This is a genomic window from Streptomyces koelreuteriae (assembly GCF_018604545.1).
GTDB lineage: Bacteria > Actinomycetota > Actinomycetes > Streptomycetales > Streptomycetaceae > Streptomyces > Streptomyces koelreuteriae.
This window is the reverse complement of the sequence record NZ_CP075896.1, coordinates 46,246-64,011: the sequence shown is the minus strand read 5'-3', so window position 1 is coordinate 64,011 and position 17,766 is coordinate 46,246. Positions and strand designations below refer to the sequence as shown.

Here is a 17,766-nt window from a genome sequence, read left to right as displayed (position 1 = left end):
CACTCCTCGGAGCGACGGGCCCGCTAGTTCTCCAGCGGAATCCGACCCACGCCGCCGAACTCGATCCACTCGTGCGTGAGCTGACGCGGCGCCACCTCGGTGTCCGGACGCCAGGTGGACACCTCCACGAGGCCCGGCCGCAGGATCTCCAGCTCCTCGAAGTACGTCTCGACGTCCTTCGGCTCACGCACGCGCCCCCAGTGCCCCTGGGTGGCCTGATCCATGAAGTTCGTGACGAAGTCACGTACTTCGGCGTCCTCGCTGACCAGCTGGCACATCACCAGGAAACTGCCGGGCGCGAGCCGCTCCCGGACGCGGCGGGCCACCGCGAGCGGCCCGTCGGTGTCGCTGTCCGGGATGCAGTGGAACACCGAGTTGAAGAGCACACACACCGGCTCGGAGAAGTCGATCAGCCGCTTGGTGTCGGGGTGATCGAAGATCAGGTCGGTCTCGCGCATGTCCGCGTGGATCACGGTGGTGCGCTCGTCCTGCTCCAGCAGCGCACGCCCGTGGACCAGCACCATCGGGTCGTTGTCGACGTACACCACGTGGGTCGTGGGGTCGATGCGCTGGGCGACCTGATGCACATTGTCCTGCGTCGGCAGGCCTGAGCCGTGGTCCAGGTACTGCCGGATGCCGTACTCCTCGGACAGGGTCCGCACGACGCGCTGGAGGAAACGCCGGTTGTTCAGGGCCAGGCGCCGCGTGCTGGGCACGACCTTGTCGAGCTCCTCGCAGGCGGCGCGGTCCGCCGCGTAGTTGTCCTTGCCGCCCAGATAGTGGTCGTACATGCGCGCTGCCGTCGGCACGGTCGCGTCGATCTCGGTGGACAACTGCTTCTCGGAGTGCATCGTTCCCCCTGCAAGGCGCCGCGCCAACGGACTGGCTGGACAGGAAGTACATCCTAGGGAGCGGGAGTTGGCCGGTGCCAGCCTCTTGCGCACATGCCCCCGATGGAACGACAAGATGATTTTCTCCGACCGGGCCGTCACGGCCGCTGCGCGGCGATCATGGCCCGGTACCAGTGGTAGCTGTCCTTCGGTGTCCGCCGCTGCGTGGCGTAGTCGACGCGGACGATGCCGAAGCGCTTGTCGTAGCCGAAGGCCCACTCGAAGTTGTCCAGGAGGGACCACACGTAGTAGCCGCGGACGTCCACCCCGGCGTCCATCGCGGCCCGCAGCGCGGTGAGATGGTCGCGCAGGTAGGCGACCCGGTCGCTGTCGTGGACGGCCCCGTCGGCACTCACCTCGTCGTCCTCCGCCGAGCCGTTCTCGGTGATGTGGACGGGCGGCAGGGCCTCGCCGTAGCGCTCCTTGAGCGCCACCAGCAGATCCGTGAACGTGCCGGGCGCGACGGGCCAGCCCATGGCGGTGTGCCGCACCCCGGGCAGCCGAACCTCCTCATAGCGGTTGTCGGTCGCCACCCGCAGCGTCGGGTCGCTCTCGCGGTGCGGGGCGTCGGCGACGACGAGCGGCCGGTAGTAGTTGATGCCCATGAAGTCCAGCGGCTGGGAGATCAGCTCCAGGTCGCCGTCCCGCCGGAAGTCCTGGCCGGTGATCAACCCGCCCCAGGTCTCCTCCTCGGCGGCCGGGTAGCGGCCCGCCAGGATCGGCTCGGTCCACACCAGGTTGTGCAGGGTGTCCGCACGGGTGACGGCCGACCGGTCGGCGGGGGAGCCGGTGGCGGGGAGGATGCGGTCGAGGTTGAGGGTGATGCCCGCCTCGCGTACACCGGCCGCCCGCAACGCCTGCACGGCGAGGCCGTGCCCGACCAGCAGATGATGGGCCGCTGCGAGCGCGCCCCGGCCCTCGCGGGCGCCCGGGGCGTGCCGGCCGACGGAGTAGCCGAGGAAGGCACTGCACCACGGTTCGTTGAGGGTGATCCAGCGCGGCACCCGGTCGCTCAGATGCCCGGCGACGACGGCCGCGTACTCGCCGAACCGCTCGGCGGTCTCCCGTGTCCGCCAGCCACCGCGGTCCTCCAGGGCCTGCGGCAGATCCCAGTGGTAGAGCGTGGCCGCGGGCTCGATGCCGGCCGCGAGCAGTTCGTCGACCAGCCGTGAGTAGAAGTCCAGCCCCTTGGGATTCACCGGCCCGGACCCGGCCGGGACGATACGCGGCCAGGCGATCGAGAACCGGTAGGAGTCCACGCCGAGCTCGCGCAGCAGCGCAACGTCCTGCGGATACCGGTGGTAGTGATCACAGGCCACATCGCCGCTGTCCCCGTTCGCCACCAGGCCGGGGGTGCGGCAGTAGGTGTCCCAGATCGACGGCCCACGGCCGTCCTCCTGCGCCGCACCCTCGATCTGGTACGCGGCGGTGGCCGCCCCGAACACGAAGCCGGGCGGAAAACTCGGGAAGTCAGTCATGCCCACAACGATGCCCGTTCGACTTATCGAACCAAGGGTGGTGGTCTGGTAAAGGGTGGTGGTCTGGTAATACGCAGAATTGGTTGAAGCTCGAGAGGATGTCCGCGGCCGCTATTCTCACCGGGTCGGGCCGATAATCCAGGAGATGACCATGGACGATTACTACGACCTCGGTACCTACAGCCGTCCCGTCACCACGTCTTCCTCCGCAGCTCAGCTCTGGTTCGATCGCGGTCTGCTGTGGACGTACGCCTTCCATCACGAGGAAGCCGTCGCCTGCTTCGAAAAGGCCGCGGAGGCCGACCCGGAGTGCGCGATGGCGTATTGGGGCATCGCCTACGCGCTCGGACCGAACTACAACAAGCCCTGGGAATTCTTCGACGACGACGAGCTGGTGCGAACGGTCGAACGCACCCACACCGCCGTCGAACAGGCCCACGACGAGGCCCACCACGCAACCCCCGTCGAACAGGCCCTGATCTCCGCGCTCCGCGCCCGCTATCCGCAGTCGGAAGCCGTCGAGGACTGCTCGGTCTGGAACGAGCCGTACGCGGACGCGATGCGCACGGTCTACGAACTGGCACCCCACGACCCGGACATCGCCACCCTCCACGCCGACGCCCTGATGAACCTCACACCGTGGCAGCTGTGGGACCTGAGGACCGGGCAGCCGGCCGAGGGCGCCCGGACCATGGAGGCCAAGGCCGTCCTCGACGGCGCCCTCGCCACGGAAGCCGGAGTGGGACATCCGGGGGTGCTGCACCTGTACATCCACCTGATGGAGATGTCCCCGACGCCGGAGCAGGCGCTCACCGTCGCCGACCGCCTGCGCGGCATCGTGCCCGACGCCGGGCACCTGCACCACATGCCCTCGCACCTAGACGTCCTGTGCGGCGACTACCGCCGGGTCGTCGCGGCGAACAGCGAGGCCATCGCCGTCGACGAGAAGTACCACCGGCGCGCCGGCGCGATGAACTTCTACACCCTCTACCGGGCGCACAACTACCACTTCAAGATCTACGGGGCCATGTTCCTCGGCCAGGCACAGGTCGCCCTCGACACCGCCGCCCAGCTCGAAGCGGCCGTCCCCGAAGACCTCCTCCGCGTGCCGAGCCCCCCGATGGCCGACTGGCTCGAGGGCTTCCTGGCCATGCGCGTCCATGTGCTGATCCGCTTCGGCCGCTGGACCGACATCCTCGCCCTGCCCGCCCCCGCCGACCCCGAGTTCTACGCGGTCACCACCGCCATGCGCCACTACGCCCGTGGCGTCGCCCTCTCGGCCACCGGCGAGATCGGCCCCGCGGAGGCCGAGCGCGAGCTCTTCCGCGAGGCGGTGCGCCGGGTGCCCGAGACGCGGATGCTGTTCAACAACACCTGCCACGACATCCTCGCCATCGCGTCGGCCATGCTCGACGGAGAGCTCGAATACCGCCGGGGCAACCACGACCTCGCCTTCGCCGCCCTGGAACGCTCCATCGACTTGGACGACAGCCTCCCCTACGACGAGCCGTGGGGCTGGATGCAGCCCACCCGCCACGCCTACGGCGCCCTGCTGCTGGAACAGGGCCGCGTGACGGAGGCCGAGGCCGTCTACCGCGCGGACCTCGGCCTCGACGCCACCCTGCCCCGCGCCCAACAGCACCCCGGCAACGTCTGGTCCCTGCACGGCTTCCACGAATGCCTCATCCGAACGGGCAAGACCGGCGAGGCGGCCCTCGTCGCCCAGCAACTGAAAATGGCGACCGCGCTGGCCGACGTCCCCGTCGAGGCGTCCTGCTTCTGCCGCCTGGACACGGGGCCCGGCCCTCAGAAGGACGACGCGTGCTGCCACTGACGTGAGCCGAGACGCCGCGGTCACCGGGCGTCCACCGGGCGTCCCCGGGCGTCTAAGGACCCTTGAGGTCCTGCCCCGTCCCGTCCCCCGGCCGCGGCACGGCCAGCGTGGCCGCCGCGAGGAGCAGTACCACCGCCGCGATGACGAGCAGCGCCCGCCCGGTGCCCAGGGGCACCAGCAGCAGTGTGCCCAGCACCCCGCCGACGAAGATCCCGCCCGCCGTGGCAGTCCACCGCGTCCGGGCCAGCCGCTGCCTGGGCGACATCCCGAGCAGCGCCGCCCGAGGGTGCTTCAGCACGTCGTTGATGAGTTCGGTGATGGCGATCTGGCTCAGCAGCGTCGGCATTCCCGGCACGTGGACCCGCAGCACGGTCGACGTACGCACCCCCATGGCCAGCGCGACGAGGGCGACGACGCCGTGATCGGAACCGGCGTCGGCGGCCGCCTCGGTGCCGTGCTGCCACAGGGTCAGCGCCCCGGCGCACACCAGCAGCACGGCCTCGCTGACGAGCCCGGCCTGGAACCACGCCCTGCCCCGCTCCGCGAGCCACTTCAGCACGACGGCCGCGCTCGCCGCCCCGGCCAAGAACGCGCCGATCGCGATGGCGGGCCGCGCCACCGGGACAGCACCCTCACCGGCGAGCGCGAAGGACAGGAAGAGCACGTTCCCGGTCACCAGCGAGCAGAACACGTCCCCCATCGTCAGAAAGCTGACGGCGTCGACGGCACCGGCCAGCAGGGTGAGGACGGTCATGACGGCCACCTGCCGGGCATCGGTCGCGAGGGCTTCGGACGCGTCGGGCATTCGCCCAGTGTGAGCAGCGCCGACGGCCCTCCCCTCGCACCGCCGCCCGGACACGCCGCCGAAGGCTACGCCCGGCCTACTGTGGCCCGAGGCGGTCGTCCGATCGGCATGAGACATCGACATCCCGGACGGCTCCTTCGACCTCGTGTACTGCGCCGACACCCTCGAGATCACCGACCGGCCGGACACGGTCCTCCGGGAGGTGGCGCGTGTGCTGCGCCCTGGCGGGGCCTTCGTCTACGACACCGTGAACCGCACCCTCGTGTCCCGCCTCATCTACCTCGGCGCCCGGGGAGCTTGCCGGGTCCCTCGGCCGGGCGGGGCTGTCCGCGCGGGACGTCTCGGCGTTCAGGCCGCGTGACGTACGCGGGCTGGTGCGCGCGACGCGCGGGCGCAGGCGTGGCACGCTGACCGACGATCAGCTGCCCGAGCTCGTCGACATGGCGCTCGAGCCGGAGGGCAGTCCGGTGGTGGCGTACCTGGGCTACGCGGTCCGCCGCAGGTGAGCCGGATCGCCGGGGCACCCTGTCCTACATTGACGCCATGGCCGACCACTCCGAAGCACCTGTCACGCCCGTCGAGGCTTTCGAACCCCCTTACTACGTGGCTGTCTTCACCACGGTGCGAACCCAGGACCAGAGCGGCTACAGCGAGACCGCCGCACGCATGGAAGACCTGGTGAAGGACGTCCCCGGGTTCCTGGGCATGGATCACGCCCAGACTCCTGGCGGGCTCGGCATCACCGTCGGCTACTTCCGCGACGCCGAGGCCCTCACGGAGTGGCGGGCCGACCCCGAGCACCGCGCGGCACAGCAGCGTGGGCAGGCCCAGTGGTACGAGACCTACACGCTGCATGTGGCGAAAGTGGAGCGGAGCAGCGGGTTCACCCGGGCACAGAGACCCGGACCGTGCTGACCCACCGAAGATGCCTCGAAACGCACCGTGACCGTATCGTCGTAGATCACTCCGGTCCTGACGTACGTTTGACCGTCGCTCCCGCGGTCACTCGGCAGGTGACCCCGAAGTCGGACACGACTTGGAGTGAGTGAATCGTGGCTGGAGAGCAGAAGTCCAAGGCGAAGGCCGAGCAGGCCAAGGGAAAGGCCAAGGAGACGATCGGCCGTGCGGTGGGTAACGAGCGGCTGACGGCCGAGGGCCGGGCGGAGCAGTCCAAGGGAGACGCCCGGCAGGCCAAGGAGAAGACCAAGGACGTCTTCAAACACTGAGCGCGTGGAAGGGGGCCCTGCTGCGGCGGGGCCCCCTTCCACGTGTCCGTGGTCGTGGCCTGCCCGCGACGGCTTATGGAACAGGAAGGCCTGACCTACCGGCGGTTGGAAGCCAATCGTCGTCGCATGACACCGCCCGTCAGACCGGGACCGGGGGTGTCTCCTCCAGCGGGAAGTGGCATGCCGCACCGTGGACGAGCGCACCGCGCGGCGGTTCGGGTACGGCTTCGGCGCACAGGTCCCGCGCCCGAGGGCACCGGGTCCGGAACCGGCAGCCGGACGGTGGGTCGGTGGGAGACGGGATCTCGCCGGTCAGCACGACGCGTTGGCGTCGGCGCCGCCCGCTGCCGGCCAGAGGCGAAGGGGCCGCCGACAGCAGCGCCTCCGTGTACGGGTGGCGAGGCCGCTCGTAGACCTCCTCCGTCGGGCCCGTCTCCACGATCCCCCCGAGGTACATCACGGCGACCCGGTCGGCGAGATGCCGCACCACGGACAGGTCGTGCGAGATGAACACGTACGACAGCCCGAGTTCGTCCCGCAGGTCGCACAGCAGGTTGAGCACCTGCGCCTGCACCGACAGGTCCAGCGCGGAGACGGGCTCGTCGCAGACGATCACCTCGGGTTCCAGCGCCAGGGCCCGGGCGATACCGATCCGCTGCCGCTGACCGCCGGAGAACTCGTGCGGATGGCGGCCCGCGTCCGAGGCGCGCAGCCCGACCATCTCCAGCAGCTCGCCCACGCGCGCCGCCCGCCGCGAAGGGGGCACGAGACCGCGATGGGTCAGCCAGGGCTCCCCGATGAGATCCGCCGCGCTGAGGCGGGGATCGAGCGAACCGAACGGATCCTGGAAGACCATCTGCACCTTCCGCCGCCAGGCCAGCAGCTCCGCACCCGACAACGCGAACGGGTCGACGCCCTCGTACCGCACGGTGCCCGCGTCGGGCCGCTCCAGCAGCAGGAGAATCCTGGCCAGCGTGGACTTGCCGCAGCCGGACTCGCCGACCAGGCCGAGGGCCTCCCCGCGCCCGAGGGACAGGTCCACCCCGTCCAGCGCCCGTAGCCGGGTGCCGCCGCGCAAGGTCCGCCGGACGGTGAAGCTCTTGGCCAGACCGGCGGCCTCCAGCAGGGTCGCGCGTTCAGGCATCGGCCAGTTCCTTCCCGAAGTGGCAGGCGGCGGCCCGGCCGGTCCCGGTGCTGGTCAGCACCGGCCGGTGGGTCACACACCGCTCACGGGCCAGGGGACAGCGCGTACGGAAGGCACAGCCGGCCGGTACCTCGGCCGGGTCCGGCGGGCTCCCGGGAATCGACGTCAGTCGGGAGCCCCGGTGCTGCTCGGCCGGTACCGAATCCAACAAGCCGCGGGTGTAGGGGTGGTGGGGACGGGCGAAGACCTCGGCCACCGGCCCGGTCTCCACGACCGTCCCCGCGTACATGACGGCGACCCGGTCGGCGTGCTCGGCGGCGAGCCCGAGATCGTGCGTGATGAGGACGAGCGCCGTCCGCTGCTCGCCCCGCAACTCGCCGAGCAGGTCCATGATCTGCGCCTGCACGGTGACGTCCAGGGCCGTGGTGGGCTCGTCGGCGATCAGGACCTTGGGCCGCAGGGCGACCGCCGTCGCGATGAGCAGGCGCTGCCGCATGCCTCCCGAGAACTGGTGCGGATAGGCGTCCGCCCGGGAGCGGGCCTCCGGGATGCCCACGCGTTCCATCAGCTCCACCGCCCTGGCCCGCGCCGCCCGCCGGGACATGCCCTCGTGGATCCGGAAGGGCTCCGCGAGCTGCGCTCCGACCGTGTGGACGGGGTTGAGGGCGCTGAGCGCGTCCTGGAAGACCATGGCCAGACCCGGCCCGGCCAGTCGCCGCCTGGCCCGTGCTCCCAGTCCGAGCAGGTCCTCGCCGTCGAGCCGGACCTGCCCGCCCACCACCTCCGCGACCGGGTCGAGCAGACCGGCGACGGCGTGTGCGGTCATGCTCTTGCCGCAGCCCGACTCGCCCAGCAGCGCCAGCGTCTCGCCCGACCGCACGGCGAAGCTCACGCCGCGGACGACGGAGACCGGCCCGGCGGGAGTGTGCACGTCGACGGACAGGTCGTCCACGACCAGGACACCGGCCGCGTCCCCCGCCACGGCATCCTTGCCGACCCCGACCCCGACCCCGACCCCGACTCCGACCCCGACTCCGACCCCGCCTCGGCCCGTCGTACGCGGCCCCCGGGAACGCCGCCCCAGCCCCCGCCGCCACCGCTGCCCCGGATCCGTCGTCAGCCTGGCCCAGGAAGCGAGAACGGTCGCCGACACGGTCGTGACGACGATCGCGAGCCCCGGAAAGAGCGCGATCCACCACGCGCTCTGCAACTCCTGCCGCCCCTGGGCCACCATCAACCCCCAGCTCACATCGGGCGGTTGGATACCGATGCCCAGAAAGCTCAGCGACGACTCGGCCAGCATCACGAAGCAGAAGTCGAGCGCGGCGACGGTCAGCAGCGTGGGCAGCACGCTCGGCGCGACATGGCGCCGGATGGCCGCCCAACTGCCCGTGCCGAAGGTCCGGGCCGCGTCCATGAACAGCCGGCTGCGCAACTCCGCCGCCTCGGCCCGGGCGGTGCGCAGATACACGGGGATCCGGGCGACGGCCAGCACCAGCACGATGCTCGCCGCACTCGGCGAGAACACATACAGCACGACCACGGCCAGCAGCAGCGAGGGGAAGCTGAGGATCACGTCGGCCACCCGCAGCGACACACTCTCGCGCCAACCGCCGTGGTAGCCCGCCCACATGCCCCACACCGAGCCGATGACCAGCGAGCACAGCACGGCGGGCACGGCCACGGACAGGGTCGTGCCGGCCGCGGCCAGCAGCCGCGCGGCGACGGGCCGGCCGAGGGAGTCGCTGCCGAGGACGAAGGCCCAGCCGTGGTCGAGACTGAAGGGCGGCCGGCCCGGGGCACGGAGGTTCTGGCGCGTCGCCAGGTCCCCGGCCAGGAGCGGCCCCAGTACGGCACTCAGCGCGACCAGGAGCAGGAGCAGGGCGGCCGCGCAGGCGAACCGGTCCCGGAGCAGCAGGGCGAACCACCGTCGCCGTACGGTCGTGGCGTCCGTCTGGGATGTGGCCTTCTGAAGCATGTCCCGTCCTTGGCTCATGCCGCCGCCCGCTGCCGTACCCGCGGGTCGAGGAGCGCGTGGCAGAGATCGACCAGGATGTTGAGGGCGAAGATCGCCAGAGCGGTCAGGAGTACGGCCGCCTGAAGCACCGCGAAGTCACGCTGCAGCACCGAGTCGATCATGAGCTTGCCGATGCCGGGCCAGCCGAAGATCGTCTCGACGACGACCGCCCCGTTGACCAGCCCCACGGCCAGATCGCCCGCGACGGTCAGGGCCGGTGCGGCGGCGTTGCGCAGGGCGTGTCCGAAGACCACCCGGAGTTCGGAGGCCCCCTTGCCGCGCGCCACCTTCACATACGGGGCGGACAGTGCCGAGACCATGGCGCCGCGCACCACCTGGACCAGCACGCCGAACGGGCGGATGAAGAGCGTGGCCACGGGCAGCACCCACGCCGCCGCACCGCTGGTGCCGGAGGTGGGCAGCCAGCCCAGGGTGACCGCGAAGACCAGCACGCCCATGATGGCGATCCAGAAGTCGGGCACGCTGGCGGCCGTGGAGGAGAGGAAGCTCGCGATGCGGTCGGTCGCCGAGTTCGGGCGGTAGGCCGCCAGAGCGCCGATGACCACAGCGCCCACGATGGCGAGCAGCATCGTCCAGCCGGCCAGTTGGAGTGTCGCGGGGAAGGCCCGCAGGACGGCCTCGCCCGCCGGCTGGGCGGTGCGCAGCGACTCGCCGAAGTCGAGGTGGGCGACCTGGGCTAGATAATCGCCGAACTGGGTGATCAGCGGGTCGTCCAGGCCGTTGCGGGCGGCGAACTCGGCCCGCATCTCGGGCGTCGCGCTCAGCGGCAGATACAGGTTGGCGGGGTCCCCGGTGAGGCGGGCCAGGAAGAAGACTCCGAGGACCACCACGAGCAGCGGGACGACACTGGAGACCGCGCGGCGGCGCAGCAAGGTCAGCACGTGAGGTCCTCCCTCAGTCCGCGCGGCGCATGTCGGCGAGCCGCATCTCGTCGTTGGTGGCCGAGTCGGGCCGGTAGCGGACCTTGGGGGAGAGGGCCAGCAGTCCGGTCATGTTGGCCATGACGGCGTCCCGGACGACCTCGTCGTTCTGATGACTGAACGCGTCCGCGAACGCCTTCTGCCGTTTCCCGCCCGAGGCGAGCTGCGCCTCCTCGATGAGCGTGTCGAGCGCGTCGGTGCCGTAGCTGCTCTGGGCGCCCTCACTGCCGTAGATCTGCCCCATCGTGAAGGCGGCGTCGCCCGCCTGGTTGCCGTGCTGGGCCTGGAGCAGGGTGGGGCCGGTGTCGCCGGCGGGGAAGGGGCGCAGCAGGTACTCCAGCCAGGCGTTGACGTCGAGCATCTTGATCCTGACCTTCAGCCCGGCCTTGATCAGCCCGTCCTGGACCACCTCCATCGCCTCGGCGGCCTTCGGGTAGATGCCGTTGCGGCCGATGAGGGTGAGGGTGGTGCCGGTGCGGACTCCGTCGGCCCGGGCCTCGGCGACGAGTCGTCGGGCCCGGTCCGGGTCGTACGGCCATGGCTTGATGCCCGGGTTGTAGCCGGTGACGCCCTTCGACACGAGCTGCCCGGTCGGCCGGCCCGCGAAGACGGCGGTGACCAGGCCCTCACGGTCGATCGCGTAGTTGACGGCCTGTCGAATCCGGATGTCGTCCAGAGGCGGCTTCGTGGCGTCCATGCGCAGGTACGACACCTCGTTGGTGGCGAACTCGACCGCGCGGTCACCGGCCCCGTCCTCGGGGGCGAGCCCGATCGCGACGTCCGCCTCGTTGTTCGTCACCATCGCCGCGCGCACACTGCCCTCGGCGCGCCAGACGTAGGTGGCTGCCGCGAACTCGGGGGCCTTGCCCCAGTAGCCGGGGAAGCGTTTGAGCCGCAGGTGACGGCCCTGGTTCCAGTCGTCGATCCGGTAGGGCCCCGTGCCGACCGGCTCCCGCACCCGGGAGTCGGGGTCGGTGCTCGTCGGCACGATCTCGACGAAGGACAGGCGCAGCGGCAGGATCGGGTCCGGCTTCGCCGTGGTGACCCGGAGCGTGGTGTCGTCGACGGGGGTGGCGGTCAGCTCGCTGTCCGCGAAGATGTAGCCGTCGACGTTGCAGTCGATCTTCGAGTCCGTGGCGCGCTTGACGGAGAACGCGGCCGCGGCCGCCGTGAAGGGCTTCCCGTCGTGGAAGGTGACGCCCCTGCGGAGGGTGAACGTCCATGAAGTGGCGGAATTCCGGGTCCACTTGGTGGCGAGGGCGGGCTCCAGGCGTCCGGTGGACGGTTCGCGCTCGGTGAGTGCCTCCGTGATGTTGGACCGGGTGACCCGGCCCGTCGCGGTCAGGGAGGCGTCACAGGGTTCGAGGGTCGGCGGTTCCTCGGGCAGAACGATGCGCAGGGTGCCCGGACCGCCGCCGATGGGGTCGGCACCGGCCACCGAACAGCCGGAGACGGCGAGCAGGGCGGCGAGAGAGGCGACGATCGGACGACTGCGGGTGGTGCGTAAACCGGTCACTGCGCCTCCGTGCTCGCTCGCGTGCACAACAGAGAACGTCGTTTAGATATGTGGACGGCGTATGGATGGTCATTATTGGGGCGGCGAGGCGGAACGCGTCAAGGGGTGTGCGTCGGTTCCCAACTCGCCCTCCCTCTTGACGTGTTGATTACCGTCCTAAAACATTCGGGAAACTCGATTGGTTCTGCGCGGTTCTGTTCGCTCCCGAAGGGAATCCATGTCCAGCAGACAACGCCTCGCCCCGGCCTTGGCGTTCACCGTCCCCTTGGTGTTCGGCGCGGGGCTCTTGGCGGCACCTCCCGCCGCTGCCGCCGAACCGCCCGGCAGCGCGGTCACGGTACGGATCGACCCGTCCTACCGACAGCAGGAGTTCGAAGGATGGGGGACGAGCCTCGTCTGGTTCGCCAACATCACGGGCCGCTACCCGGAGCCCATCCGCCAGAAGCTCGCCGACATGCTGTTCGGCGAGGACGGCCTCCGCCTCAACATCGCGCGCTACAACATCGGCGGCGGCAACGCGCCCGACGTCCGCAAGGACTACATGAAGGTCGGCGCGACGATGGACGGCTTCTGGAAGGCCCCGGCGGGCACCACCCGGGAGGACACCGACTGGTGGAACCCTGACGACCCCGAGCACTGGGACTGGTCCGCCGACCCGGGGCAGCGCTGGTGGGTGGACCGGGTCAAGAACAAGGTGACCAAGTGGGAGGCCTTCAGCAATTCGCCGCCCTGGTTCCAGACCGTCAGCGGCTATGTCTCGGGAGGCTTCGACGCCAACACCGACCAGATACGGCCGGACCGCGTCGACGACTTCGCCGCCTACCTGGTCAAGGTGACGGAGCAACTGGAGAAGAAGCACCGCATCGAGTTCGACACCCTCGCCCCGCTCAACGAACCCAACACCAACTACTGGGGCACCCAGATCGGCCCCGACGGACAGCCCACCGGCGGCCGCCAGGAGGGCGCCCACGCCGGCCCGGAACTCCAGCAGAAGGTCGTACTGGCCGTACGCCGCGCCCTCGACAAGGCCAAGACCCGCGCCACGGTCTCCGCCATGGACGAGACCAACCCGAGCATCTTCGTCCGCAACTGGAACGCCTACGACAGTTCCGCCCGGGCCGCCGTCGACCAGCTCAACGTGCACACCTACGGCACCGGCATGCGCACCAGCGCCCGCGACAGCGCCAAGGCCGCCGACCGGCCCTTCTGGATGAGCGAGGTCGAAGGCACCTGGGGGACCGGCACCGACTTCACCGGCATGGAACCGGGGCTCGGCATCGCCACCCGGGTCGTCGAGGACATCCGTGAACTGGAGCCGTCCGCCTGGGTGTTGTGGCAGCCCGTGGAGGACTCCATCCCCCAGGCACAGGCCGGCAAGAACTGGGGCAGCATCCACATCCCGTTCAACTGCACAGCCAAGGACACGCTGGAGAGCTGCCCGATCCGGGCCAACACCAAGTTCCACACCCTGCGCAACTTCACCCACCACATCCGCCCCGGCGACCACTTCGTGAAGGCCGACGACCCCTCCAGCGTCGCCGCCGTACGCAAGTCGGGGCGCGGAGCGACCGTGGTGCACGTGAACAGCGGAACCGCCCCCCGCTCCGTGACTCTGGACCTCTCACGCTTCGGGCGTGTCGCACTCGGCGCCAAGGTGACCCCCGTGGTGACCAGCGCCGACGGCGCCCTGGTTCGCGGCACCCCGGTGAAGGTGAAGGACGACTCCGCCACGCTGACCGTCCCCGCGAAGTCGGTCACGAGCTTCCTCGTCGACGGTGTCTCGGGCACCGACAAGGACGCCGCACTCGTCCAGCCCGGCCACACCTACCGCCTCCAGGGAGCCCAGAGCGGCAAGTCCCTGGCCCCGTCCGCCGACGAAAGCGGAGTCGTCGTCCGTACGGCCGACCCGGCCGCCCCATCCCAACTCTGGTCCGTGAAGCGGCTGACCAGGGGCGACAGCAACCGGGAGCGCTACGCCCTCGTCAACGCCGCCACCGGCACGCGACTCGCCGTGCGCGACAACGAGGCGGTACTGGAGGAGAGCGACACCCCGGCCGCGCAGTGGATCATGTCGACCACCGGGGACGGCACCTGGACCTTCGTCAACGCCGCCACGGGCCGGCTGCTCGACGTCGTCGGCCAGTCGACCGCGGACGGCGCCCGTGTCTCGGCCTACCTGCCCACCTCCAACGCCAACCAGCGCTGGGCCGTCACCGACGAGACCGTGCTCCGGACAGAGCAGGCCAAGGCGTTCACCGTCCCGGGCCGCACACCCGAGCTGCCCGAGACCGTGACACCCGTCTACCGGGACGGTGCCCGGGGAGCGCTGCCCGTGCGGTGGACGCTGCCCTCCGAGTCGCGGTGGGGCAAGCCAGGAACCGTCCGAGTCAAGGGCCGGGCCACCGACGCGCTCGGCCGGTCCGTCCGGGCCGAAGCGGTCGTCACCGTGGACACCATCGCCTCGACGCTCCCGGCCCGCGCCAAGACCCACACCGGCGGACGCCCCGACCTGCCCACCACGGTCACCGGCGTCGGACGCCACGGCGGAACCGCCGACCTCCCCGTCACCTGGGACCACGCCCCCGACGGCGCCTTCGACGACGCCGGGGTGGTCACCCTGCACGGCACCGCCCGGGTCCCCGGCGGAACGACGGCAGCCGCGACCGTACGTGTCCAGGTCACCCCACCCCGGGAGACGAACACCGCGCTCGACGAAGGCGTGACGGTCGGCGCGACCTACACCGAGAGCGGCTACTCCGCCGAGGGCCTGCGCAACGGGAACACCTCCGAGAAGGCCTGGTCGAACTGGAGATCAGGCACGAAGAACCCCTCCGACACCATCACCTTCACCCTGCCCGAGGCGCGTGATCTGACCCGGGTCGTCACCCACTTCCACCGCGACGGCGCCAACCTCAGCTTCGCGCAGTCCCTCAAGGTGCAGGTACGCGGGGCCGACGGCACCTGGGCCGACGCGAGCGACGAGGTCGCCGTGGGCACCGAGGGCACGCCGGTGGCCGACGTCCCGGTGCGCGCCACCGGCCCGGTGACCGGGGTGCGCGTGGCCATGACGGCACGCCCGGGCGGCTACATCACCCTCGGGGAGATCGAGCTGCGCGCCAAGGCGCCGGGGACCTCCGCCGACGCCGCCGCTGCCTCGATCGAGGTCGACGGCGTGCCGGTCGACGGCTTCGACCCGGACCGGGCGAGCTACCGCGTGAGCTCCGACCGCCCGGACCGGGTGAGGATCACCGCGACGTCCCGCGACCCGTACGCGGCCGTGACCGTCCGCAAGGAGACATCACGAGCAGCCGTCGTGACCGTGAGCAGCGAGGACGGCTCGCGGACCCGGCAGTACCGGATCGAGCTGACCCGCTCCTGACGCACGACGACGCGGGGCGCGCCGTCCTGGCACGCCCCGCGTCGAAGAACCCTGCAGACCGGGGATCAGACCGCCGGAGCCGGGTACGTCGGGTACTCCACGCCGGACACGTGCTGCACGACGCGGATGACCTGGCACGAGTAGCCGAACTCGTTGTCGTACCAGAGGTAGAGGATCGCGTTGTCGCCCTCGACCTTGGTGGCGCCGGCGTCGACGATCGAGGCGTGGCGCGAGCCGATGAAGTCGCTGGAGACCGCGTCCGGGGCGCTGATGAAGTCGATCTGGCGCTTCAGCGGCGAGGTCAGGGAGACCTCACGGAGGTAGTCGAGCACTTCCTGGCGGGTGGTCTCCCGCGCGAGCTGCAGATTGAGGATCGCGATGGAGACATCCGGCACCGGCACCCGGATGGAGCTGCCGGTGATCTTCGCCTTCAGCTCGGGCAGCGCCTTGGAGACGGCGGAGGCGGCACCGGTCTCGGTGATGACCATGTTGAGCGGCGCGGAGCGGCCCCGGCGCTCGGACTTGTGGTAGTTGTCCAGCAGGTTCTGGTCGTTGGTGAACGAGTGGACGGTCTCCACGTGGCCCCGCTGGACCCCGAACTCGTCGTCCATCGCCTTCAGCGGCGGCACCAGCGCGTTCGTGGTGCACGACGCGCAGGACAGGATCTGCTCGTCCGGCTTGATCGTGTCGTGGTTGACGCCGTGCACGATGTTCGGGACGTCGCCCTTGCCGGGCGCGGTCAGCACGACCTTGTCGATGCCCGGGCGCAGGTGCTGCGACAGGCCCTCGCGGTCGCGCCACTTGCCGGTGTTGTCGATGAGGATGGCGTCCTTGATGCCGTACGCCGTGTAGTCGACCTCGGACGGGTCGTTCGCGTAGATGACCTTGATCTCGTTGCCGTTGGCGATGATCGTGCTGTTCGCCTCGTCGACGGTGATCGTGCCCTGGAACTGACCGTGGATCGAGTCGCGGCGCAGCAGCGAGGCGCGCTTCACGATGTCCTGGTCGCCTCCACCGCGTACCACGATGGCCCGCAGGCGCAGACCGTTGCCCGAGCCGGACTTCTCGATGAGCAGCCGGGCCACGAGCCGGCCGATGCGGCCGAACCCGTAGAGGACGACGTCACGCCCCTCGCGGCGCTCGATCTTGTTGGCCCCGGTGGCACCCGCGACGGCCTCGGCGGTGAACTCCGCGATCGACAGACCGCGGTCGTCCTCGCGGTACGTCGCGGCCAGCATGCCGATGTCGATCTGCGACGGCCCGAGGTCGAGCTCGGCCAGGGTCTTGAGGAAGGGCAGCGTCTCCGTGACGGAGAGCTCCGCACCCGCGATCTGGCGGGCGAACCGGTGGGTCTTGAGGATGCTGACCACCGACTTGTTCACCAGGGAGCGGCTGTGCAGCAGGACGGTCACGTCCTGCTCCCGGTGCAGCTTCCCGATGATCGGGATCATCGACTCCGCGATCTCCTCGCGGTTCTTCCAGTTGGTGAACGAGTCGTCGTTGACAGTCACAGATCCATCTTTCGAGCTAGGCGGCGCTCATATGTTAAACCGTCGATTTCCCGATCATGAACGGGGTACCTCCGGAGCCTTCCGCGAGCCCCGGACAGCGCGCCCTGAGACGATCGAAACGGAGCTGCCGGGCGAAAGGGACGCTCATGGAGTACGACGCCGTGGCCGACGAGCTGTACGCCCTGCGGCCGGAGGAGTTCACCGCGGCCCGTGCCTCCGCCGTCGCCGCCGCCCGTACCGCCGGTGACCGGGACCTCGCCGAGCGGATCGGCGCCTTGCGCAAGCCCAGCCTCGCGGCCTGGGTCGGCAATCTCCTGGTCCGTGGCCTCCCCGGCGAGGTCGAGCCCCTGCTCCGGCTTGGGGAGGGGCTGCGGCAGGCCCACCACGACCTGGACGGCCCCCAGCTGCGCGAGCTGAGCCGGCAGCAGCACGCGATCGTCCGCGCCCTGTCCGCCCAGGCCCGGCAGCTCGCCGTGGAGGCCGGTCACCCGGTCGGCGAGGGCGTGCTGCGCGAGGTCGAGAACACCCTGCACGCCGTTCTGGCCGATCCCGAGGCCGCCCAGGCCTGGGCGAGCGGCCGGCTGGTCAAGCGGCTCAGTGCCACCGTCGGTTTTCCGGCCGTGGGGGAGCGGGCTGTCACGCAGGACGCCGGGGCCCGGCGTCGCCCAGTCGCCCCTTCCCGCCCGGACCGCAAGGCGGACGGGGAGCGGCGGCTGGCCGAGGCCCGGCGGGACGCCGAGACCGCCGAGCGGGAACTGCGGGCGATGCGGGACGAGGCGGCGGCCGCCGGCCGGGCCGCGGACGAGGCGACAGCGCAGGTGGACCGCCTGCAGCGGCGAGTCGGCGAACTCACCGAGGAACTGGAACGCGCCAGGGGCGAGCACGAGCAGGCCCGCTTCGCCCAGCGGTCGGCCAGGGAACGGGCGCGCACGGCCGACCGCCGCGTCCGCGAAGCCGATCGCAAGGCCGCGACGGCCGCCGCCAAGCTCGAACGCCTGACCTCCACGAACGCCTGAGCCTCCGTC

The 17,766-nt window shown here is 70.7% G+C and carries 14 protein-coding genes; 6 read left to right on the top strand and 8 right to left on the bottom strand.

The annotated features are described in order from the left end of the window. Positions 1-23: 23 nt before the first annotated feature. Positions 24-851, bottom strand: coding sequence for an SAM-dependent methyltransferase (locus KJK29_RS00270; RefSeq protein WP_215116545.1), 828 nt, complete (start codon positions 849-851; stop codon positions 24-26). A gap of 137 nt (positions 852-988) precedes the next feature. Further along, a complete protein-coding gene (locus KJK29_RS00265) occupies positions 989-2,368 on the bottom strand; it encodes a GH1 family beta-glucosidase (protein WP_215116544.1) in 1,380 nt (459 codons plus the stop codon). 151 nt (positions 2,369-2,519) lie between these two features. Between KJK29_RS00265 and KJK29_RS00260 the strand changes: the two genes are divergently transcribed. Continuing rightward, a complete protein-coding gene (locus tag KJK29_RS00260; protein ID WP_215124081.1) occupies positions 2,520-4,202 on the top strand; it encodes a hypothetical protein in 1,683 nt (560 codons plus the stop codon). A 52-nt stretch (positions 4,203-4,254) separates the two neighbouring features. On the opposite strand, the gene KJK29_RS00255 is transcribed toward KJK29_RS00260, so the two are convergent. After that, positions 4,255-5,007: a YoaK family protein gene (locus tag KJK29_RS00255; RefSeq protein WP_215116543.1), complete on the bottom strand. Its 753-nt coding sequence runs from the start codon at positions 5,005-5,007 to the stop codon at positions 4,255-4,257. 145 nt (positions 5,008-5,152) lie between these two features. Here KJK29_RS00255 and KJK29_RS39305 point away from each other — a divergent pair, with 145 nt between their 5' ends. The 3 genes from KJK29_RS39305 to KJK29_RS00240 all read left to right on the top strand — a co-directional run bounded on the left by KJK29_RS39305 (position 5,153) and on the right by KJK29_RS00240 (position 6,233). Next, complete coding sequence (locus KJK29_RS39305; protein ID WP_215116542.1) at positions 5,153-5,368, top strand: methyltransferase domain-containing protein; 216 nt, start codon at positions 5,153-5,155, stop codon at positions 5,366-5,368. A 182-nt stretch (positions 5,369-5,550) separates the two neighbouring features. Then, positions 5,551-5,922: an antibiotic biosynthesis monooxygenase family protein gene (locus KJK29_RS00245; protein WP_215116541.1), complete on the top strand. Its 372-nt coding sequence runs from the start codon at positions 5,551-5,553 to the stop codon at positions 5,920-5,922. 137 nt (positions 5,923-6,059) lie between these two features. Next, positions 6,060-6,233: a CsbD family protein gene (locus KJK29_RS00240; protein ID WP_184586600.1), complete on the top strand. Its 174-nt coding sequence runs from the start codon at positions 6,060-6,062 to the stop codon at positions 6,231-6,233. Positions 6,234-6,372: 139 nt separating this feature from the next. Here KJK29_RS00240 and KJK29_RS00235 read toward each other — a convergent pair whose 3' ends face one another. From KJK29_RS00235 to KJK29_RS00215, 4 genes are read right to left on the bottom strand one after another with little or no spacing between them, the layout of a single operon-like run. Next, positions 6,373-7,377 carry an ABC transporter ATP-binding protein gene (locus KJK29_RS00235; protein WP_215116540.1) on the bottom strand — a complete coding sequence of 335 codons (1,005 nt, stop codon included), beginning with the start codon at positions 7,375-7,377 and terminating at the stop codon, positions 6,373-6,375. Continuing rightward, positions 7,370-9,355 (bottom strand): dipeptide/oligopeptide/nickel ABC transporter permease/ATP-binding protein, encoded by a 1,986-nt coding sequence (locus KJK29_RS38660; RefSeq protein ID WP_251057652.1) that lies wholly within the window; start codon positions 9,353-9,355, stop codon positions 7,370-7,372. Before KJK29_RS38660 ends, KJK29_RS00235 begins: the two co-directional genes overlap by 8 nt. A gap of 14 nt (positions 9,356-9,369) precedes the next feature. Further along, a complete protein-coding gene (locus KJK29_RS00220; RefSeq protein WP_215116539.1) occupies positions 9,370-10,296 on the bottom strand; it encodes an ABC transporter permease in 927 nt (308 codons plus the stop codon). A 13-nt stretch (positions 10,297-10,309) separates the two neighbouring features. Next, complete coding sequence (locus tag KJK29_RS00215; protein WP_215116538.1) at positions 10,310-11,851, bottom strand: ABC transporter substrate-binding protein; 1,542 nt, start codon at positions 11,849-11,851, stop codon at positions 10,310-10,312. 217 nt (positions 11,852-12,068) lie between these two features. On the opposite strand from KJK29_RS00215, the gene KJK29_RS00210 reads away from it, so the two are divergent. Then, entirely contained in the window at positions 12,069-15,230 is a 3,162-nt protein-coding gene (locus tag KJK29_RS00210) for an RICIN domain-containing protein (RefSeq protein ID WP_215116537.1), read from the top strand. A gap of 65 nt (positions 15,231-15,295) precedes the next feature. Here the strand turns inward: KJK29_RS00210 and KJK29_RS00205 are convergent, their stop codons facing one another. After that, positions 15,296-16,741 carry a glyceraldehyde-3-phosphate dehydrogenase gene (locus KJK29_RS00205; RefSeq protein WP_215116536.1) on the bottom strand — a complete coding sequence of 482 codons (1,446 nt, stop codon included), beginning with the start codon at positions 16,739-16,741 and terminating at the stop codon, positions 15,296-15,298. Positions 16,742-16,887: 146 nt separating this feature from the next. Between KJK29_RS00205 and KJK29_RS00200 the strand changes: the two genes are divergently transcribed. Continuing rightward, positions 16,888-17,757 (top strand): hypothetical protein, encoded by an 870-nt coding sequence (locus KJK29_RS00200; RefSeq protein WP_215116535.1) that lies wholly within the window; start codon positions 16,888-16,890, stop codon positions 17,755-17,757. The last annotated feature ends 9 nt before the right edge of the window (positions 17,758-17,766 follow it).